The organism is Hydrogenophaga aromaticivorans, from assembly GCF_013387465.1.
Taxonomy (GTDB): domain Bacteria; phylum Pseudomonadota; class Gammaproteobacteria; order Burkholderiales; family Burkholderiaceae_C; genus Hydrogenophaga; species Hydrogenophaga aromaticivorans.
Window position 1 is genome coordinate 91,507 of the sequence record NZ_VYGV01000001.1, and the last position, 16,189, is coordinate 107,695.

The window sequence follows — 16,189 nt, forward strand, 5'->3', positions numbered from 1 at the left end:
ACTCGGGAGGCTGTTTTCCCGATGGACAAATGATATCAAAGCGGCCGCAGCGGGGCCAGCGAGGCAGGCTGGGAACCCGCCCAGCCTCCGCAGGTTCAGGCGGTGCCGCCGACCGTCAACCCGTCGATGCGCAAGGTGGGCTGGCCCACGCCCACTGGCACGCTCTGGCCTTCCTTGCCGCAGGTGCCCACGCCGCTGTCCAGCCGCATGTCGTTGCCGATCATGCTGATCTTCTTGAGCGATTCGGGGCCGCTGCCGACCAGCGTGGCGCCCTTGACCGGGTACTGGATCTGGCCGTTTTCCACCCAGTAGGCCTGGCTGGCGGAGAACACGAACTTGCCGCTGGTGATGTCGACCTGACCGCCGCCGAAGTTGGTGGCGTACAGGCCCTTCTTGATGCTGGCCACGATTTCTTCGGGGCTCTTGTCGCCTCCCAGCATGTAGGTGTTGGTCATGCGCGGCATGGGCACATGGGCGTAGCTCTCGCGCCGACCATTGCCGGTGGGCTTCAGGCCCATCAGGCGCGCGTTCATCGCGTCCTGGATGTAGCCGCGCAGGATGCCGTCTTCGATCAGCACGTTTTTCTGTGTCGGGCAGCCTTCGTCGTCCACGTTGAGCGAGCCGCGGCGGTCGGCCATGGTGCCGTCATCGAGCACGGTCACGCCCTTGGCCGCCACGCGCTGGCCGACACGGCCGGCAAACGCGCTGGAGCCCTTGCGGTTGAAGTCGCCTTCGAGCCCGTGGCCCACCGCTTCGTGCAGCAGCACACCCGGCCAGCCCGAACCCAGCACCACGGTCATTTCACCCGCGGGCGCGGGCCGCGCGTCGAGGTTGGTGAGCGCTGCGTCCACGGCTTCGTCCACGTAAGACTGGACCATGGCGTCGTCAAAATACGCCAGACCGAAACGGCCACCCCCACCCGAAGAACCGACTTCGCGCCGGCCCTTCTGTTCGGCGATCACGGTGACCGACAGGCGGATCAGCGGGCGCACGTCGGCGGCCATGGTGCCGTCGGCACGCGCCACCAGCACCACGTCGTGCTCGGCCGCCAGGCCCGCCATGACCTGCACCACGCGCGGGTCCTTGGCCTTGGCAAGTTTTTCCACTTTTTCCAGCAGCGCAACCTTGGCGGTGCTGTCAAGCGTGCCGATCGGATCCAGACCGGGGTAGAGCGAACGCGATTTCGCCACCTTGGTGGCCGGCGTGCGCACCTTGCGATCCTGGCCCTGGGCCGTGATCGTGCGCACGGTGTGCGCCGCATCCAGCAACGAGGCCCAGGAAAGGTCGTCGGAATAGGCGAAAGCGGTCTTTTCACCACTGACGGCTCGCACGCCCACGCCCTGGTCGATGCTGAAGCTGCCGGTCTTGACGATGCCCTCTTCCAGGCTCCAGCCCTCGCTGCGCGTGGTCTGGAAATAGAGGTCGGCGTCGTCCGCGCCACGCGACATGATTTCGCCCAGTGCGCGCTGCAAATGGGAGGGGGTCAAACCAAAGGGATCGAGCAAGAGGCTCTGGGCGCTGGACAAACGGGCCAAGGTGGGTTCGCGTGCAATCATGGGGCCATTGTAAGAAGGACAGCGTTCGCGCGCTGGCGGCGTGGTCTTGCCAGGCGCTGCGCGCCTCAGGCTCGCGCGCCGCGCAAGAGCTGCAGCAGCGCCGCGTCGTCCAGATCGGCCATGCCGGCGGCGTGCGCCTGCTCGAACACGCCGGCCGCACGCTCGCCCAGCGGCCCGGCAAAACCGGCCGCGCGCGCGGCCTGCACCGCCAGCCGGGTGTCTTTTTCCAGCAGGGTCACGTGGGCACGCGGCGCCAGGTCGCCCGCAATGGCGCGGCGCATGCGGTCCGAGCCGATCCAGCTCTGGCCACTGGATTGTTCGATCACGTCCAGCGTCGTCGACAAGTCCAGCCCGAGGCGCTCGGCCAGCACGAGCACCTCGGCAGCACCCACCAGGTTGATGCCGGCGAGCAGGTTGTTGACCAGCTTGGTGCGGGCACCATCGCCCACGCGCTCGCTGATGCGAAACACCTTGGTGGACAAGGCGGCAAGCAGCGGCGCGTGGCGCTCCAGCACCCCATCGGGCGCAGCCACGATCAGGCTCATGCGGCCGTCGCGAGCCCGCACCGGTCCGCCGGACATGGGCGCATCGATGCAGTCCAGCCCAAGTGCCTGCAGCGCCCCTGCCAGCGCTTCGGTGTCCTGGGGCGCGATGGTCGGGCACAGCATCACGGCCTGGCCACTGTGCAGGGAAGCAGCGGCGCCACCTCCACCGAAGAGCACGTCATGCGACTGCGCCGCATCCACCACGCAGACGATCAACACGCCGTCGGCCACCAGCGCACGGGCCGCCGTCTCGGGGGTGTCGGCGAGGCAGGCGCCGGCTTCCAGCGCCTGTTGCTGGCGCACAGGGTCGATGTCGCACACCACCACCGACCAGCCCAGTTCACACAGGCGCGCGACCATGGCGCCACCCATGTTCCCGGCACCCACGACTGCCACCCGGCAAGCGGGCAGGTGCATGGCAACGCCTTCGCCCACTGGCGACGGGGTGCGAACCCCTCGCATGCGGCTCATGACTGCATCAGGCGCTTTGACTTGGCCACCGACATCAGAATGCCCAGACAGACGCCGAGCGTCACCATCGCCGTGCCCCCGTAACTGATGAACGGCAAAGGCACCCCCACGACCGGCAGGATGCCGCTCACCATGCCCATGTTGACGAAGGCGTAGACGAAGAAGTTGGCGGTCATGGCAGCGGCCACCAGGCGCGAAAACAGGGTTGGCGCCTCCATCGCGATGATGAGCCCGCGGATCAGCAGGAAGAGGAACGCCGCCATCAGCGCCAGCGTGCCCACCAGACCGAATTCCTCGGAAAACGCCGCGAAGATGAAGTCGGTGGTGCGCTCGGGAATGAACTCTAGGTGGGTCTGCGTGCCCTGCATGAAGCCTTTGCCCCAGACGCCGCCGGAGCCGATGGCGATCATGCCCTGGATGATGTGGAACCCCTTGCCCAGCGGATCCTTGAACGGATCGAGCAGCGTGCACACGCGCTGGCGCTGGTATTCGTGCAGGACGCGCCAGTCCACATCGGGCGCACACCACTGGGGTTCCATCGCGATCAGCGTGACCACCCCCACCATGCCCAGCAGCACCGGCGGAATGATCAGCTTCCAGCTCAGCCCGGCAAAGAAGATGACCGCCAGGCCAGAGGCCACCACCAGCAGGGTGGTACCCAGGTCGGGCTGCTTGAGGATGAGCGCCGCCGGTATCGCCAGCAACAAGCCCGCCACCACAAAATCCAGCGGCTTGAGCTGGCCCTCGCGGCGCTGGAACCACCAGGCCAGCATCAGGGGCATGGCCACCTTCATGAGTTCACTGGGCTGGATCACCACACCCACATTGAGCCAGCGCTGGGCCCCCTTTTTCTGGATGCCGAACAGGAACACCGCCAGCAGCAAGGCCACCCCGACCACGTACATCGGGACCGCCAGCGCCATCAGGCGCTGCGGCGGCACCTGGGAGACGACAAAAAGCACGCCGGCCGCCAGCATCATGTTGCGGCCGTGGCTGGCGAAGCGCGAGCCGTGATCGAAACCCACCGAATACATGGTCATCAGGCCCGCGCACGCGAGCAGCAGGATGGCAAAAACCAGCGGACCATCAAACCCCTGAAAGATCGGAGCGATGCGCTGCAGCAGGGTGGGTTTGTCAAAGACGACGGCCATGGGCACCGATTATCCTTCGGCAATGAACCCCGTCACCACCCCGCCGCCAGAGACCACCCACCTGCTCTACCTGCACGGCTTCCGCTCGTCACCCCGATCGGTGAAAGCGGAAAAGGTGGCCACGCGGGTGCACACACAACACCCGCACGTCACCTGGTGGTGCCCGCAACTGCCGCCTTCGCCCGCGGCCGCCACCGCCCTGATCAGGCAAGGCACCGCCAGCTGGCCGCGCGGACAGATGGCCGTGGTGGGCTCGTCATTGGGCGGCTTTTACGCTCGCTGGCTGGCCCTTCAGACCGGCTGCCGCGCGGTGCTGCTCAACCCGGCCGTGCACCCGTCGCGCGATCTGGCGACATACATCGGGGAACAGACGGCGTGGCACGATCCGCAGGAGCGCTTCTTTTTTGAACCCGCCTTCGTGGACGAACTGAGCGCGCTGGAGGCCGACATCCAGCGCCTGGCACCGCAGCACCCGGCCACGCCGCAGCGCCAGTTCGCCATCGTGGCGCAGGGCGACGAGGTGCTGGACTGGCGGGAAATGGTGGCTTTCTGCGCCGGCGGTGCGCTGCGCCTGCTGCCCGGCAGCGACCACGCCATCAGCGACTTTGACGACCACATCGACGCCATCTTCGAGTTTCTTGACCTCCAGCGCTGAGCCCGCCAGGCCAAAACCGCCCGCATGGGACAATCCCGTCCATGCACATTCTGTTCGACGACGCCGGCAAACTGATGACCGGCCGCCTCCTGTCCGAAGCCGAAAGTTCCCTGCAGGTGGAGCTGGATTCGGGCAAGCGGGTCAAAGTCAAGTCCGCCAACGCGCTGCTGCGCTTTGACAAACCCGCCCCCGCCCAGCTGATGCCCGCGGCCACCGCGCTGGCCGAGACCATGGAACTGGAGCTGGCCTACGAATTCGCCCCCGAAGGCGAGTTCGGGTTTGCCGAACTGGCGCAGGAGTATTTCAGCGCCAGCGCCGGTACCGAACAGCAGGTGGCGGCCCTGCTCTGCCTGCAGGGCGCCCCGCACTACTTCCGGCGCGCCGGCAAGGGCCGCTACAAGAAAGCGCCACCCGAGATCCTGGCGCAGGCGCTCGCCGGCATCGAGAAAAAGAAACAGATACAGGCCCAGATCGAAGCCTGGGCGGCCGAGCTGGCCAGCGGGCAATGCCCCGAGCCGGTGCGCCAGCAGCTCTACAAGATCCTGTTCAAGCCGGACAAGAACGCGCCCGAGTACAAGGCCGTGGTGGAAGCGGCGCGCAACAGCCACACCGCGCCGCTCACCCTGCTGCAAAACGCCGGCGCCATCGCCAGCGCCTACCAGTTCCACTGGCAGCGATTCCTGTTCGACCAGTTCCCCAAAGGCACCGGCTTCCCAGCGTTGCAAGCCCCCGCCATCGCCGACGAGCTGCCGCTGGCCGCCGTGCAGGCTTTTTCCATCGACGATTCGCACACCACCGAAATCGACGACGCGCTCTCGTTGCAGGGGCTGGGCAGTGGCACGGTCACGCTGGGCATCCACATCGCGGCGCCCGGCCTCGCGGTGCTGCCCGACAGCCCCATCGACCAGGTGGCACGCAACCGCCTGTCCACGGTCTACATGCCGGGCCACAAGATCACCATGCTGCCCGACGAGGTGGTGCAGGCCTACACGCTGATGGCTGGGCGCGACTGCCCCGCCGTGTCGCTCTACGTCAGCTTCGACGAGGCCACACTGGAGCCCAAGGACAGCCGCACCGTGCTGGAGCGCGTGCCGATCGCGCACAACCTGCGCCACGACCAGCTCGACACCGTGATCACCGAAGACTGGCTGACCGGCCAGGCACCAGCCAGCGCGGCGATCGCCGAAGCCCATCTTGAAGAGTTGCAGCCGCAGCTGGCCTTCATCTTCCGGCTCGCGCGCCACCTGAAGGCGCAGCGTGAGGTGGTGCGAGGCAAGCCGGAGAATTTCAACCGGCCGGACTACACCTTCCGCCTCGAAGGCGTGACGGGCAGCGAGCCCGCGGGCGACGAAACCGTGGTGATCGGCACACGCCAGCGCGGCGCGCCGCTCGACCTGATGGTGGCCGAGGCCATGATCCTGGCCAACAGCACCTGGGGCAACTGGCTCGCCGACTGCGGCGTGCCCGGCATCTACCGCAGCCAGGCCAGCCTGGCGCCCGGCGTGAAAGTGCGCATGGGCACCAAGGCGCAGCCGCACGCGGGCATCGGCGTCAAGAGCTACGCCTGGAGCACCTCGCCCCTGCGCCGTTACGTGGACATGGTCAACCAGTGGCAGATCATTGCCTGCGCGCGCCACGGCAAGACCGCCGCGCTCGCCGCGCCGTTCAAGCCCAAAGACGCCAACCTGTTCGCCATCATCAGCGGCTTCGATGCCGCCTACACCGCTTACAACGGCTTCCAGAACGGCATGGAACGTTACTGGACGCTCAAACACCTGCAGCAGGCCGGCATCTCCGAACTCACCGCCACGCTGTTCAAGGACAACCTGGTGCGAGCCGACAGCCTGCCGCTGGTGTTGCCGGTCATGGGCGCCGAAGGCCTGCCGCGCGGCGCGCACGTGCGGGTGCGGCTGGGCGCCATCGATCACATCACGCTGGACGTGCACGGCACCGTCATCGAGCGACTCGACCTGCCGGTCGACAGCGTGGATGACAGCAGCGAGTCCGAGGACGGCGAAGACGACGAACTGGCCGCACCGCTGGCGCTGGCCATTGACGTCGACGATGCCCAGGTCGATGCCCCGGAAACCGCCGCCGAAACCGCTGCCGAGGCGCCCGGGCTGTGAGCCACCAGCACCGATAATGCTCGCGTGAAACCGGTCCTGGCCTTCCTCAAACAACTGAGCACCCTGCAGCTGGCGCTGGGGGTGTCGGTCGCCGTGCACGCCGCGCTGCTGACGGTGCGTTTTGTCGATCCCGAGAACTTCAACCGCGTGTTCCAGGACACGCCACTCGAAGTCATTCTGGTCAATGCCAAGAGCGACGAGCGTCCCGAGAAGGCCAAGGCCATTGCGCAGGCTTCGCTGGCCGGTGGCGGCGAGAGGGAAAAGGGGCGTGCCACCTCGCCCCTGCCGCCCAACCCGACGGTCCGCATCGGCGACACCCCCGAAGAAGACGAGCGCATGATCGAGGCGCTCAAGGAACAGCAAAAGCAGATCCTGGCCCTGGTGCGCAAGCAACTGGCCAACCTGCCACCGCCGGACCTGCAGGCCGTCAACCCCAGCCAGGAGGCCGTTGAGCGCGAACGCAAGCGCCGGGCGCTGGTGAAGGTGCTGGCCGAGATCGAAAAGCGCATCAACGAAGAAAACGCCCGACCGCGCAAACGCTACATCAGCCCGGCCACGCGCGAAGAGGTCTACGCGATCTACTACGACGAACTGCGCCGCAAGATCGAAGACCGGGGGACCACCAACTTCCCCGAGGCCGCCGGTCGCAAGCTCTATGGCGAGCTCACCATGGTCATCACGGTGAACCACACCGGTACCGTGCTGGACACCGAGGTGGTGCAGACCTCGGGCAACACCACGCTGGACCGGCGTGCCCAGGCGATCGTGCGCGGCCTCGGCTTTGGCCGCTTCAACGAAGCCATGCGCCAGCGGGCCGACCAGATCGTGGTGGTGTCGCGGTTCCGTTTCACCCGCGACGCCACGTTGCAGACACAAATGTCCAGCCAGTGATGAAATCGATCGGTCGATGGCTGTTGTGGGTGGTGCTGGCTGGCCTGGCGCTGCAACTGTTTTTTGTCTTGCGTGTCGCGCTGATGGTGGTGGTCGACCCGCAAAGCACCGCCTTCATGCGCTCCGAGGCCTGGCGGGTTGCGGGCCAGAGCCTCCGGTCCGACAAGGACTGGCGCTGGTCCGCCCAATGGGTGGACTACGACGAGATCAGCCCGCACCTCAAGCGCGCCGTGATGGCGTCCGAGGACGCGGGCTTTGCCGAGCACGACGGCGTGGACTGGAGCGCCATCGAAGCGGCCTGGGTCAAGAACGAAAGACGCCAGGAGCTGGTCGAGAAGCGGACCGCACAGCTCGAACGCAAGCTCGCCAAAAAGCCCGAAGCGGCCGAAGCCGCCATCAAGGCGATCAAGCCGCCCAAGGTGATCGGCGGCTCCACCATCACCCAGCAACTGGCCAAGAACCTGCTGCTCTCGGGCGAACGCAACCTGCTGCGCAAGGGCCAGGAGCTGATGCTCGCACTCACGCTGGATGCGCTGCTCAGCAAGCAGCGCATTCTTGAGATCTACCTCAACAGCGTGGAGTGGGGTGAAGGGGTCTTCGGCGCCGAAGCCGCGGCCCAGCGTTATTTCCAGAAGCCCGCCGCCAAGCTGAGCGCCTACGAGGCGGCCCGCCTGGCCGTGATGCTGCCCAGCCCCAAGTTCTTCGAAACCCGGCAGGGCTCGGCCTACCTCGCTCGCCGCACCGGCACCATCGTGGCGCGCATGGGCGCAGTTCAGGCGCCGTGAGGACACGCTCATGAACTGGCGTGCCCAGGCCATGAGCACCTTCCTGCTCGGCCTGGTGCGCCTGCTCACCGGCGCCCAGGCCCGCTGGTACGGTTGCCCGCCCAAGGCGGAGCAGCGCATCTATTTCGCCAACCACCAGAGCCACGCCGACCTGGTGCTGATCTGGGCGGCCCTGCCCCAGGAGCTGCGCAGCATCACCCGCCCCATTGCCGCGCGCGACTACTGGACGGCATCGAATTTCAAACGCTGGATCACCACCGAGGTGTTCAACGCGGTCTACGTCGAGCGCGAAAAGAAGGGCGACGAGGACCCGTTGCAGCCCCTCATCGATGCCCTGGAGAGTGGCGACTCGCTGATCCTCTTTCCCGAAGGCACCCGCGGTCACGCGGAAGATCCGCAGGCCTTCAAGTCGGGGATCTACAACCTGGCCCGGCGCTTTCCCCAGGTGGTGCTGGTGCCCGCCTGGATCCACAACGTGCAACGGGTCATGCCCAAGGGCGAGGTGATTCCGGTGCCGGTGCTGTGCTCGGTGACGTTCGGGGAGCCCGTGGCGCTGGGTGCCGACGAAGCACGCGCCGATTTCCTGCAACGCGCACGCAGCGCCGTCATGGCCTTGCGGGAGGTCTGATGGGGTCCTTCCTGCGCAGCCTCTCCCCCGAGCAACAGGTCAGCCTGATGTTTGTGCTGCTGTTTGGCCTGCTGCTGATCGCCAGCGGCGCGGGCGTGCTGCTCTCCCTGCGCGAACGCCAGCAGGCCGACGACCACACCGGCGACCGCGCCCAGCGGCTGCACGACTACCAGGCCCTGCTGCGCAACTCGTGGCTGATGACGCTGGTGTTCTGGGTCGGCTGGGCCGCGGGCGAAAGCGTGGCCATCGTGCTGTTCGGTCTGGTCTCGTTTTTCATCCTGCGCGAGTTCATCAGCCTCTCGCCCACCCGGCGCGGTGACCACCGCAGCCTCGTGCTGGCGTTCTTCATCGTGCTGCCGCTGCAATACGCCCTGGTCTGGAACCAGCACTTCAACCTGTTCACGGTGTTCATCCCGGTCTATGTGTTCCTGGCCATCCCCGTGGTGAGCGCGCTGGGCAACGACCCGCAACGCTTTCTGGAACGCAACGCCAAGTTGCAGTGGGGCATCATGGTCTGCGTCTACGGCATGAGCCATGTGCCGGCGCTGCTGTTGCTCAACTTCCCGCGCTTTGCCGGCAAGACCGCGTTCCTCGTGCTGTTCCTGGTGCTGGTGGTGCAAACTTGCATGCTGGTCCAGCACCTCGTGGCCCGGCGCTTGCGCGACCCGGTGGCACCGGCCATCAGCGCCAGCTTCCACTGGCGCAGCTGGTTGGCGGGCCTGGCCGCTGGCGGCCTGCTCGGCGTCGCCCTGGCCGGACTCACGCCCTTCAAGCCGCTGCAGGCCCTGGCGATGGCGCTGGTGGCGTGCATGGCCGGCTCGTTCGGACACCTGGTCATGAAAGCCATCAAACGCGACCGTGGCGTGACCCACTGGGGTTCGGCCGGGCGCTCGGTCACCGGGGCCAGCGGCCTGCTCGACCGCGTGGACGCGCTGTGTTTCGCCGCTCCGGTGTTTTTCCACTCCGTGCGCTGGACCTTCAACCTCTGAACGCTGAAACGGCACACCCCATGCGCATCCTCGGCATCGACCCCGGCCTGCAGTGCACCGGCTTTGGTGTCATCGACACCGAGGGCGCCGCACTGCATTACGTGGCCAGCGGCACCATCCAGACCAGCCCGAAAGACGGCGCCTTGCTGCCCGAGCGGCTGAAGATCCTGTTTGACGGCATCAGCGAGGTGGTGAAGCGCTACCAGCCCGAAGCCTCGGTCTGCGAGATCGTGTTCGTCAACGTCAACCCGCAGGCCACATTGCTGCTGGGCCAAGCCCGCGGCTGCTGCCTCACGGCGCTGGTGGCCAACGGCCTGCCGGTGGCCGAGTACACCGCCCTGCAGCTGAAGAAAGCGGTGGTCGGTTATGGCCGCGCCGACAAGGCGCAGATGCAGGAAATGGTCAAACGCCTGCTGCAGTTGCCCGGTCTGCCCGGCAAGGACGCGGCCGACGCCCTGGGCTTGGCCATCACCCATGCGCAGGTCAGCCGCACGATGCAGGCCATCAACAAGGTGTCCCCCCTGCAGGCACGTACCCATGCGGCTTACAAAGGCGGCCGGAACTACTGAAAACAGTGGACAGGCCGTCAGCGGTTCGATGGTACGCGGTTGTGACGAACCGTACATGGACGTAACAACAGTATCTGCACGCCCCAGAGCATCCCCCATTTGAGGGATGGAAACAACAGCTTCATTGGGGTTTTCCCCCTGAAGACCCCCTTTTGTACAAATTGATAAATATCAATGACAACGGGACCAACCGTTGCAACTGCGCACAGATGACCACGGTCTGGGTAGGCACATTAGCGGCCAAGGCTTCGATGCAAACTTCCATCGGGCCCCGGAGCCCGTTTCTGTCGGGACAGTCCTTGACCCTTCACCCGGATACCTCAAATGGAACTTGAATTTTCACGAATGGCCCTCGTCTATGCCCACCTGATCGCCTGTTGCGCGGCCATCGGGTTGATCCTCATGAGCGACATTGCCATGGTCAAACAGCTCATCTCAGGCGACCCCCACGAACGCATGGACCCGAAACACCTGCAGGAATTGCAGAACACCGTGGCCCTGGCCCTGGCCGCACTCTGGGCCACCGGCGCCGGCATCATCGCGCTGGACACATCGGTCAAAGGCCTGGAGTACTTCGCCAACCCCAAGCTGCAGGCCAAGATCACCGTCGTTGCCCTGCTGACCCTCAATGGCATCCTGCTGCACCACCGCGTCCTGCCGCTGATGAAGAAGGCCGGCACCCTGCTGAACATGTCGTTCTCGCAGCGCAGCTTCGCCGTGTTTGCGGGTTCGGTGTCGGCGGTGTCGTGGTTCTACGCCGCCTTGCTGGGCGTCGGCCGTCCGCTGAACTGGAAGTTCCCGCTGACCGACATCCTCGCTGCTTACCCGGTGCTGATCGCCGGTGGTTTTGCCGCGCTGATGCTGATGGTGGCCTGGGCGCAGTACCGCACCAGCGGTGAGTCCCGTTCGTTCGAAGGCACCCGCTTCGTCGGCGCCCACTGAATCCGGCTCCACACCTGAAAGCCAAAGGCCATCCTTCGGGATGGCCTTTGGCTTTTCAGCGCATCAGAGAAGGCGCTCCAGCACCAGCACACCAAAAAAGCCCAGCGCCGCGATGACCGTCCATTTCAGGATCACGATCCCGTACTGGCGAAACCGCGCCTGCCCCGTGCCGATGTAGAAGGCGAACGACACGCCGGCCGCCAGCAGGAGCATGAAGATGGTCCAGCGAAACAGCAGCATGGCTTGTTTTTCGGTGAAGCCCCGGGCGCCGGCTGGCGCTTACCAGGCGGGAGCGAGTTGCGCGAAGCCGGTGGGCGCTTCACGCTCCTGCTCAAAGCTCACGATCTCGTAAGCATCGGGTCGGGCCAGCAGCGCACGCAGCAGCTGGTTGTTCATGGCGTGACCCGAGCGGAAGGCGCTGTAGGCGGCCAGCAGCGGCTTGCCGATGATGTAGAGATCGCCGATGGCGTCGAGGATCTTGTGCTTGACGAACTCATCCTGGTAGCGCAGACCGTCGGCGTTGAGCACCTTCACATCGTCCATGACGATGGCGTTGTCCAGTCCGCCGCCCAGCGCCAGGCCATGGGAACGCATCATCTCCACGTCGCGAGTGAAGCCGAAGGTGCGGGCCCGGGCGATCTCCCTCGCGTAGCGGCCGCTGCCCATGTCGAACTCGACCCGCTGGCCGCTGGAATTCACCGCCGGGTGGTTGAACTCGATCTCGAAGCTCAGCTTGTAGCCGTGGTAAGGGTCTAGCCGCGCCCACTTGAGGTTGCTGCCCTCCCCTTCGCGCACCTCCACCGGTTTGGTCACCCGGATGAAGCGCTTGGGCGCCTTCTGCGTCACGATGCCCGCGCTCTGCAGCAGATAAACGAACGAGGCCGAGGATCCGTCCAGGATCGGCACCTCTTCGGCCGTGATGTCCACATAGAGGTTGTCCAGCCCCAGGCCCGCGGCGGCACTCATCAGGTGCTCGATGGTGTGCACCTTGGCGCCGCCCTTGGCGATGGTCGACGCCAGACGCGTATCGGACACGGCATCGGCGTTCACCGGAATCTCCACCGGCTCGGGCAGGTCCACGCGGCGGAACACGATGCCGGTGTCCGGCGCGGCCGGGCGCAGCGTCAGCTCCACCCGCTGGCCACTGTGCAGGCCGACACCAACCGCCTTGGTGAGAGATTTCAGGGTTCGTTGAGCGAGCATCGGATGATTTTAGTTTTCCGAACGAATAAGTGCTGGCAGGAAAACCTATGCCCGGGATAGGAGCCGAAAACAAAGGTCTCCTTTGATGGGTCGAAAAGCGTAGCGAGCGGCCCGAGGTGGCGTTGAAGCGCGGAGCCGTACTCTCGTACGGCGAGCGCTGCAGACGCCAGATCGGACCGCGCAATAGCTTTGCGGCCCGTCAAAAGTCAGTCGGCTTGCTTACGAAGGAAAGCAGGAATCTCGAAATCGTCCATGCCACCGGAAGCCAGCGCATCCACCTTGGCAGCCGCCTGTGTGCGGTTGGTGCGCCAGACACTGGGCACGGCCATGGAGTTGTAGTCGGGCTGGGCGGCACCCGGACCACCCACCGCGGCATGCACCGTCGGGATGTTGAACGCCACGTTGTCGGTGCCGGTGCGCAGCACCTGCAGCGGCGGCGCGGTGCGGCGGGCGCCCTGTCGGGACAGGCCCGTGGCCACCACGGTGACGCGCATCTCGTCGCCCAGGCTGTCGTCGTAGGCCGCGCCATAGATGACGTGTGCATCGGGAGAAGCGTAGGCGCGGATGGTGTTCATCGCCAGCTTGGACTCGGACAGCTTGAGCGAACCCTTGGCGGCCGTGACCAGCACCAGCACGCCCTTGGCACCCGACAGGTCGATGCCTTCGAGCAGCGGGCAGGCCACGGCCTCTTCGGCAGCGATGCGGGCGCGGTCCGGGCCGGCGGCAACCGCCGTACCCATCATGGCCTTGCCGGGCTCGCCCATCACGGTGCGCACGTCTTCGAAGTCGACGTTGACGTTGCCGTACTCGTTGATGATCTCGGCGATGCCGCCGACGGCGTTCTTCAGCACGTCGTTGGCGTGGGCAAAGGCTTCGTCCTGCGTCACGTCGTCGCCCAGCACTTCGAGCAGCTTCTCGTTCAGGATCACGATCAGCGAGTCCACGTTGGCTTCGAGCTCGGCCAGACCGCTGTCGGCGTTGGTCATGCGGCGGCCACCCTCCCAGTCGAACGGCTTGGTGACCACGCCCACGGTGAGGATGCCCATTTCCTTGGCCACGCGCGCGATCACGGGCGCAGCGCCGGTGCCGGTGCCGCCGCCCATGCCGGCGGTGATGAACAGCATGTGAGCGCCCTCGATGGCGGAGCGGATCTCGTCGATCGCCAGTTCGGCCGCATCACGGCCCTTTTCCGGCTTGCTGCCGGCGCCCAGGCCGCTGGTGCCGAGCTGGATGGTGCGGCTGGTGGCGCTGCGGGCCAAGGCCTGCGCGTCGGTGTTGGCGCAGATGAATTCCACCCCCTGCACGCCGCGGGTGATCATGTGTTCCACGGCGTTGCCGCCGCCACCGCCCACGCCGATGACCTTGATCTGGGTGCCCTGGTTGAACTCTTCCACTTCAATCATTTCGATGCTCATTTTTCTCTCCTGTTGTTGCCCTGAACCTGCGGCACCGGGCGTTGTTTCAATAAAAAATCGTTGTATTCATCAAGGGGGTGGCCGCTGCGCGGCCCCGGCATCACCCAGGCGGCCCGGTGCATTCCGTACATCGGTGCACCGGGTAGTGGCCCGCGGCGCCATGGCGCGCGGGGGCAACAGGGGATCCGAACAAACCGCTCATCGTGTGTGTGTGATTCATGATCAGAAAGTCCCCACAAACCAGTTCTTCATGCGTTCCAGCGCGCCCTGCATGGAGCCCGCCTTCTGCGCCACCTTGTGCCCGCGCACACGCGCCAGGCGCGCTTCTTCCAGCAGGCCCATGACCGTGGCCGCACGCGGCTGGGCCACCATGTCCGACAAGGCCGACGCGTAGTGCGGGATGCCGCGGCGCACCGGCTTCAGGAAGATGTCTTCGCCCAGCTCGACCATGCCGTGCATGACGGCGCTGCCGCCCGTGAGCACGATGCCCGAAGACAGGACTTCTTCGAACCCGGAGTCGCGCACCACCTGCTGCACCAGCGCAAAAATCTCTTCCACCCGCGGCTCGATCACGCCGGCGAGCGCCTGGCGGCCGAGCAGACGCGGACCGCGGTCGCCCAGACCGGGCACCTCGACCTGGGTGTCGGGGTCGGCCAGCAACTGCTTGGCACATCCGTATTCGACCTTGATGTCTTCGGCGTCCTTGGTGGGCGTGCGCAGCGCCATGGCGATGTCGCTGGTGATCAGGTCGCCCGCGATCGGGATCACCGCGGTGTGGCGGATCGCGCCGCCCGCGAAGATGGCCACGTCGGTGGTGCCGGCGCCGATGTCGACCAAGGCCACGCCGAGTTCCTTCTCGTCATCGGTCAGCACCGCCTGGCTGGACGCCAGCGGATTGAGCATGAGCTGGTCCACCTCCAGCCCGCAGCGGCGCACGCACTTGATGATGTTTTCGGCCGCGCTCTGGGCGCCGGTCACGATGTGCACCTTGGCTTCGAGCCGGATGCCACTCATGCCGATCGGCTCTTTCACTTCCTGGCCGTCGATCACGAACTCCTGCGGCTCCACCAGCAGCAGGCGCTGGTCGGTCGAGATGTTGATGGCCTTGGCGGTTTCGATCACGCGCGCCACGTCGGCCGGCGTGACCTCGCGGTCCTTGATGGCCACCATGCCGCTGGAGTTGATGCCGCGGATGTGGCTGCCGGTGATGCCGGTGTAGACGCGGGCGATGCGGCAGTCGGCCATCAGCTCGGCCTCTTTCAGGGCCTGCTGGATGCTCTGCACCGTGGCGTCGATGTTGACCACCACGCCGCGCTTCAGGCCGTGGCTGGCCGACACACCCAGGCCCGCGAGCTTGAGTTCGCCGTTGGCCTGGACCTCGGCCACCACCACCATGATTTTGGCGGTGCCGATGTCGAGTCCAACCACCAGATCTTTGTATTCCTTGGCCATGATGATTTCTTGATTACCGGGTGTTGTTCGCGGGTTTCGCGTCTTCTTCGTTGACGGTGGTGACGCCGCGCATGCGCAGGGCGTAACCATTGGGGTAGCGCAGGTCGACGGACTGCACCGCACCGGGGTAGCGTTCGGCGAGTTGGCTCACGGTGGCGGTGAAGCGGCGCGCACGCGCCAGCAGTTCCTCGGGAGTGCCGCGCCCCAGCTCCATGCGGGCGCCGTTGTCCAGCGTCGCGCGCCAGCTGCCGCGTTCGCTGAGTTCGAGCCGTTCGATGCCGAGGTCCAGCCGCTCCAGCTCGGCATCGAGCAACTGGTACAGGGCCCAGACTTCACCCACCCGCGCGGTCGGCCCGGCCAGCTCGGGCAGGCCGTCGCCATCGTCCGGACTGGCATCAAAGATCTCACCCAGGTGGTTGACCAGCTGACCGCCGCCAGCCTGCCCCCACCAGGCCACCGCCCGGTGTTCTTCGAGCGTGACGCGCAGGCGGTTGGGAAACTCACGCTGCACCAGCGCCTGCCGCACCCAGGGCACGGCCTCGAACATCTGCCGCACCGGCTGCAGGTCCATGGCCAGCAGGCCACCCGACAGCCGGCTCCGCATCTGGGTCGCCAGCTGGGCGCGCAGGCCCACCGCGTTCTGGTGGTCCACCTCGCCGTGCACCGCGATCGCCCGCACCGCCCAGACCGGGTGGCGCAGCACCCAGTTGGCCAACGCGCCCAGACACAGCACGGCAAACACCATCACCAGGGCGTGGGTCACCATGGTCATGAGCTTGACGTCCAGGGGCAGGTCGGTCTGGGCCATGGC

Annotated in this window: 17 protein-coding genes; 8 read left to right on the forward strand and 9 right to left on the reverse strand. The window is 66.2% G+C overall.

From position 1 onward, the window contains the following. Window positions 1-95 precede the first annotated feature (95 nt). The 3 genes from tldD to rodA all read right to left on the reverse strand — a co-directional run bounded on the left by tldD (window position 96) and on the right by rodA (window position 3,723). On the reverse strand, window positions 96-1,556 hold the full coding sequence (gene tldD / locus F3K02_RS00440; RefSeq protein ID WP_177132109.1) for a metalloprotease TldD: 1,461 nt from the start codon (window positions 1,554-1,556) through the stop codon (window positions 96-98). Between the two features lie 65 nt (window positions 1,557-1,621). Then, window positions 1,622-2,518, reverse strand: coding sequence for an NAD(P)-dependent oxidoreductase (locus F3K02_RS00445; protein ID WP_177132749.1), 897 nt, complete (start codon window positions 2,516-2,518; stop codon window positions 1,622-1,624). Between the two features lie 50 nt (window positions 2,519-2,568). Continuing rightward, complete coding sequence (gene rodA / locus F3K02_RS00450) at window positions 2,569-3,723, reverse strand: rod shape-determining protein RodA (RefSeq protein WP_177132112.1); 1,155 nt, start codon at window positions 3,721-3,723, stop codon at window positions 2,569-2,571. Here rodA and F3K02_RS00455 point away from each other — a divergent pair. From F3K02_RS00455 to F3K02_RS00490, 8 genes are all read left to right on the forward strand, one after another. After that, entirely contained in the window at window positions 3,722-4,378 is a 657-nt protein-coding gene (locus F3K02_RS00455; RefSeq protein WP_246309041.1) for a YqiA/YcfP family alpha/beta fold hydrolase, read from the forward strand. The genes rodA and F3K02_RS00455 overlap by 2 nt on opposite strands. Window positions 4,379-4,419: 41 nt before the next feature. After that, window positions 4,420-6,504 (forward strand): ribonuclease catalytic domain-containing protein, encoded by a 2,085-nt coding sequence (locus F3K02_RS00460; protein ID WP_177132119.1) that lies wholly within the window; start codon window positions 4,420-4,422, stop codon window positions 6,502-6,504. Window positions 6,505-6,528: 24 nt separating this feature from the next. Beyond that, window positions 6,529-7,395 carry a TonB family protein gene (locus F3K02_RS00465; protein WP_177132121.1) on the forward strand — a complete coding sequence of 289 codons (867 nt, stop codon included), beginning with the start codon at window positions 6,529-6,531 and terminating at the stop codon, window positions 7,393-7,395. After that, window positions 7,395-8,180, forward strand: a complete 786-nt coding sequence (locus F3K02_RS00470) for a transglycosylase domain-containing protein (protein WP_177132124.1) — start codon at window positions 7,395-7,397, stop codon at window positions 8,178-8,180. Before F3K02_RS00465 ends, F3K02_RS00470 begins: the two co-directional genes overlap by 1 nt. A 10-nt stretch (window positions 8,181-8,190) precedes the next feature. Then, the gene (locus F3K02_RS00475; RefSeq protein WP_177132126.1) at window positions 8,191-8,808 is read left to right on the forward strand and encodes a lysophospholipid acyltransferase family protein; all 618 of its coding nucleotides are present in this window, start codon (window positions 8,191-8,193) and stop codon (window positions 8,806-8,808) included. After that, window positions 8,808-9,797 carry a phosphatidate cytidylyltransferase gene (locus F3K02_RS00480; RefSeq protein ID WP_177132129.1) on the forward strand — a complete coding sequence of 330 codons (990 nt, stop codon included), beginning with the start codon at window positions 8,808-8,810 and terminating at the stop codon, window positions 9,795-9,797. Before F3K02_RS00475 ends, F3K02_RS00480 begins: the two co-directional genes overlap by 1 nt. Before the next feature lie 20 nt (window positions 9,798-9,817). Further along, entirely contained in the window at window positions 9,818-10,366 is a 549-nt protein-coding gene (gene ruvC, locus F3K02_RS00485) for a crossover junction endodeoxyribonuclease RuvC (protein WP_177132134.1), read from the forward strand. A gap of 345 nt (window positions 10,367-10,711) precedes the next feature. Further along, entirely contained in the window at window positions 10,712-11,308 is a 597-nt protein-coding gene (locus F3K02_RS00490) for a hypothetical protein (protein WP_226464929.1), read from the forward strand. A gap of 63 nt (window positions 11,309-11,371) precedes the next feature. Here the strand turns inward: F3K02_RS00490 and F3K02_RS00495 are convergent, their stop codons facing one another. From F3K02_RS00495 to F3K02_RS00515, 6 genes are all read right to left on the reverse strand, one after another. Next, complete coding sequence (locus F3K02_RS00495) at window positions 11,372-11,548, reverse strand: hypothetical protein (protein ID WP_177132140.1); 177 nt, start codon at window positions 11,546-11,548, stop codon at window positions 11,372-11,374. Window positions 11,549-11,587: 39 nt separating this feature from the next. Continuing rightward, window positions 11,588-12,511: a UDP-3-O-acyl-N-acetylglucosamine deacetylase gene (gene lpxC, locus F3K02_RS00500; RefSeq protein WP_177132143.1), complete on the reverse strand. Its 924-nt coding sequence runs from the start codon at window positions 12,509-12,511 to the stop codon at window positions 11,588-11,590. Between the two features lie 206 nt (window positions 12,512-12,717). Beyond that, window positions 12,718-13,926, reverse strand: coding sequence for a cell division protein FtsZ (gene ftsZ / locus F3K02_RS00505; protein WP_177132145.1), 1,209 nt, complete (start codon window positions 13,924-13,926; stop codon window positions 12,718-12,720). Further along, window positions 13,923-14,057: a hypothetical protein gene (locus F3K02_RS27730; RefSeq protein WP_281362699.1), complete on the reverse strand. Its 135-nt coding sequence runs from the start codon at window positions 14,055-14,057 to the stop codon at window positions 13,923-13,925. The genes ftsZ and F3K02_RS27730 overlap by 4 nt, the downstream gene beginning before the upstream one ends. Window positions 14,058-14,148: 91 nt before the next feature. Then, entirely contained in the window at window positions 14,149-15,378 is a 1,230-nt protein-coding gene (ftsA, locus tag F3K02_RS00510; protein ID WP_177132150.1) for a cell division protein FtsA, read from the reverse strand. Window positions 15,379-15,391: 13 nt separating this feature from the next. Then, a complete protein-coding gene (locus F3K02_RS00515) occupies window positions 15,392-16,186 on the reverse strand; it encodes a cell division protein FtsQ/DivIB (RefSeq protein WP_177132153.1) in 795 nt (264 codons plus the stop codon). Between the last annotated feature and the right edge of the window lie 3 nt (window positions 16,187-16,189).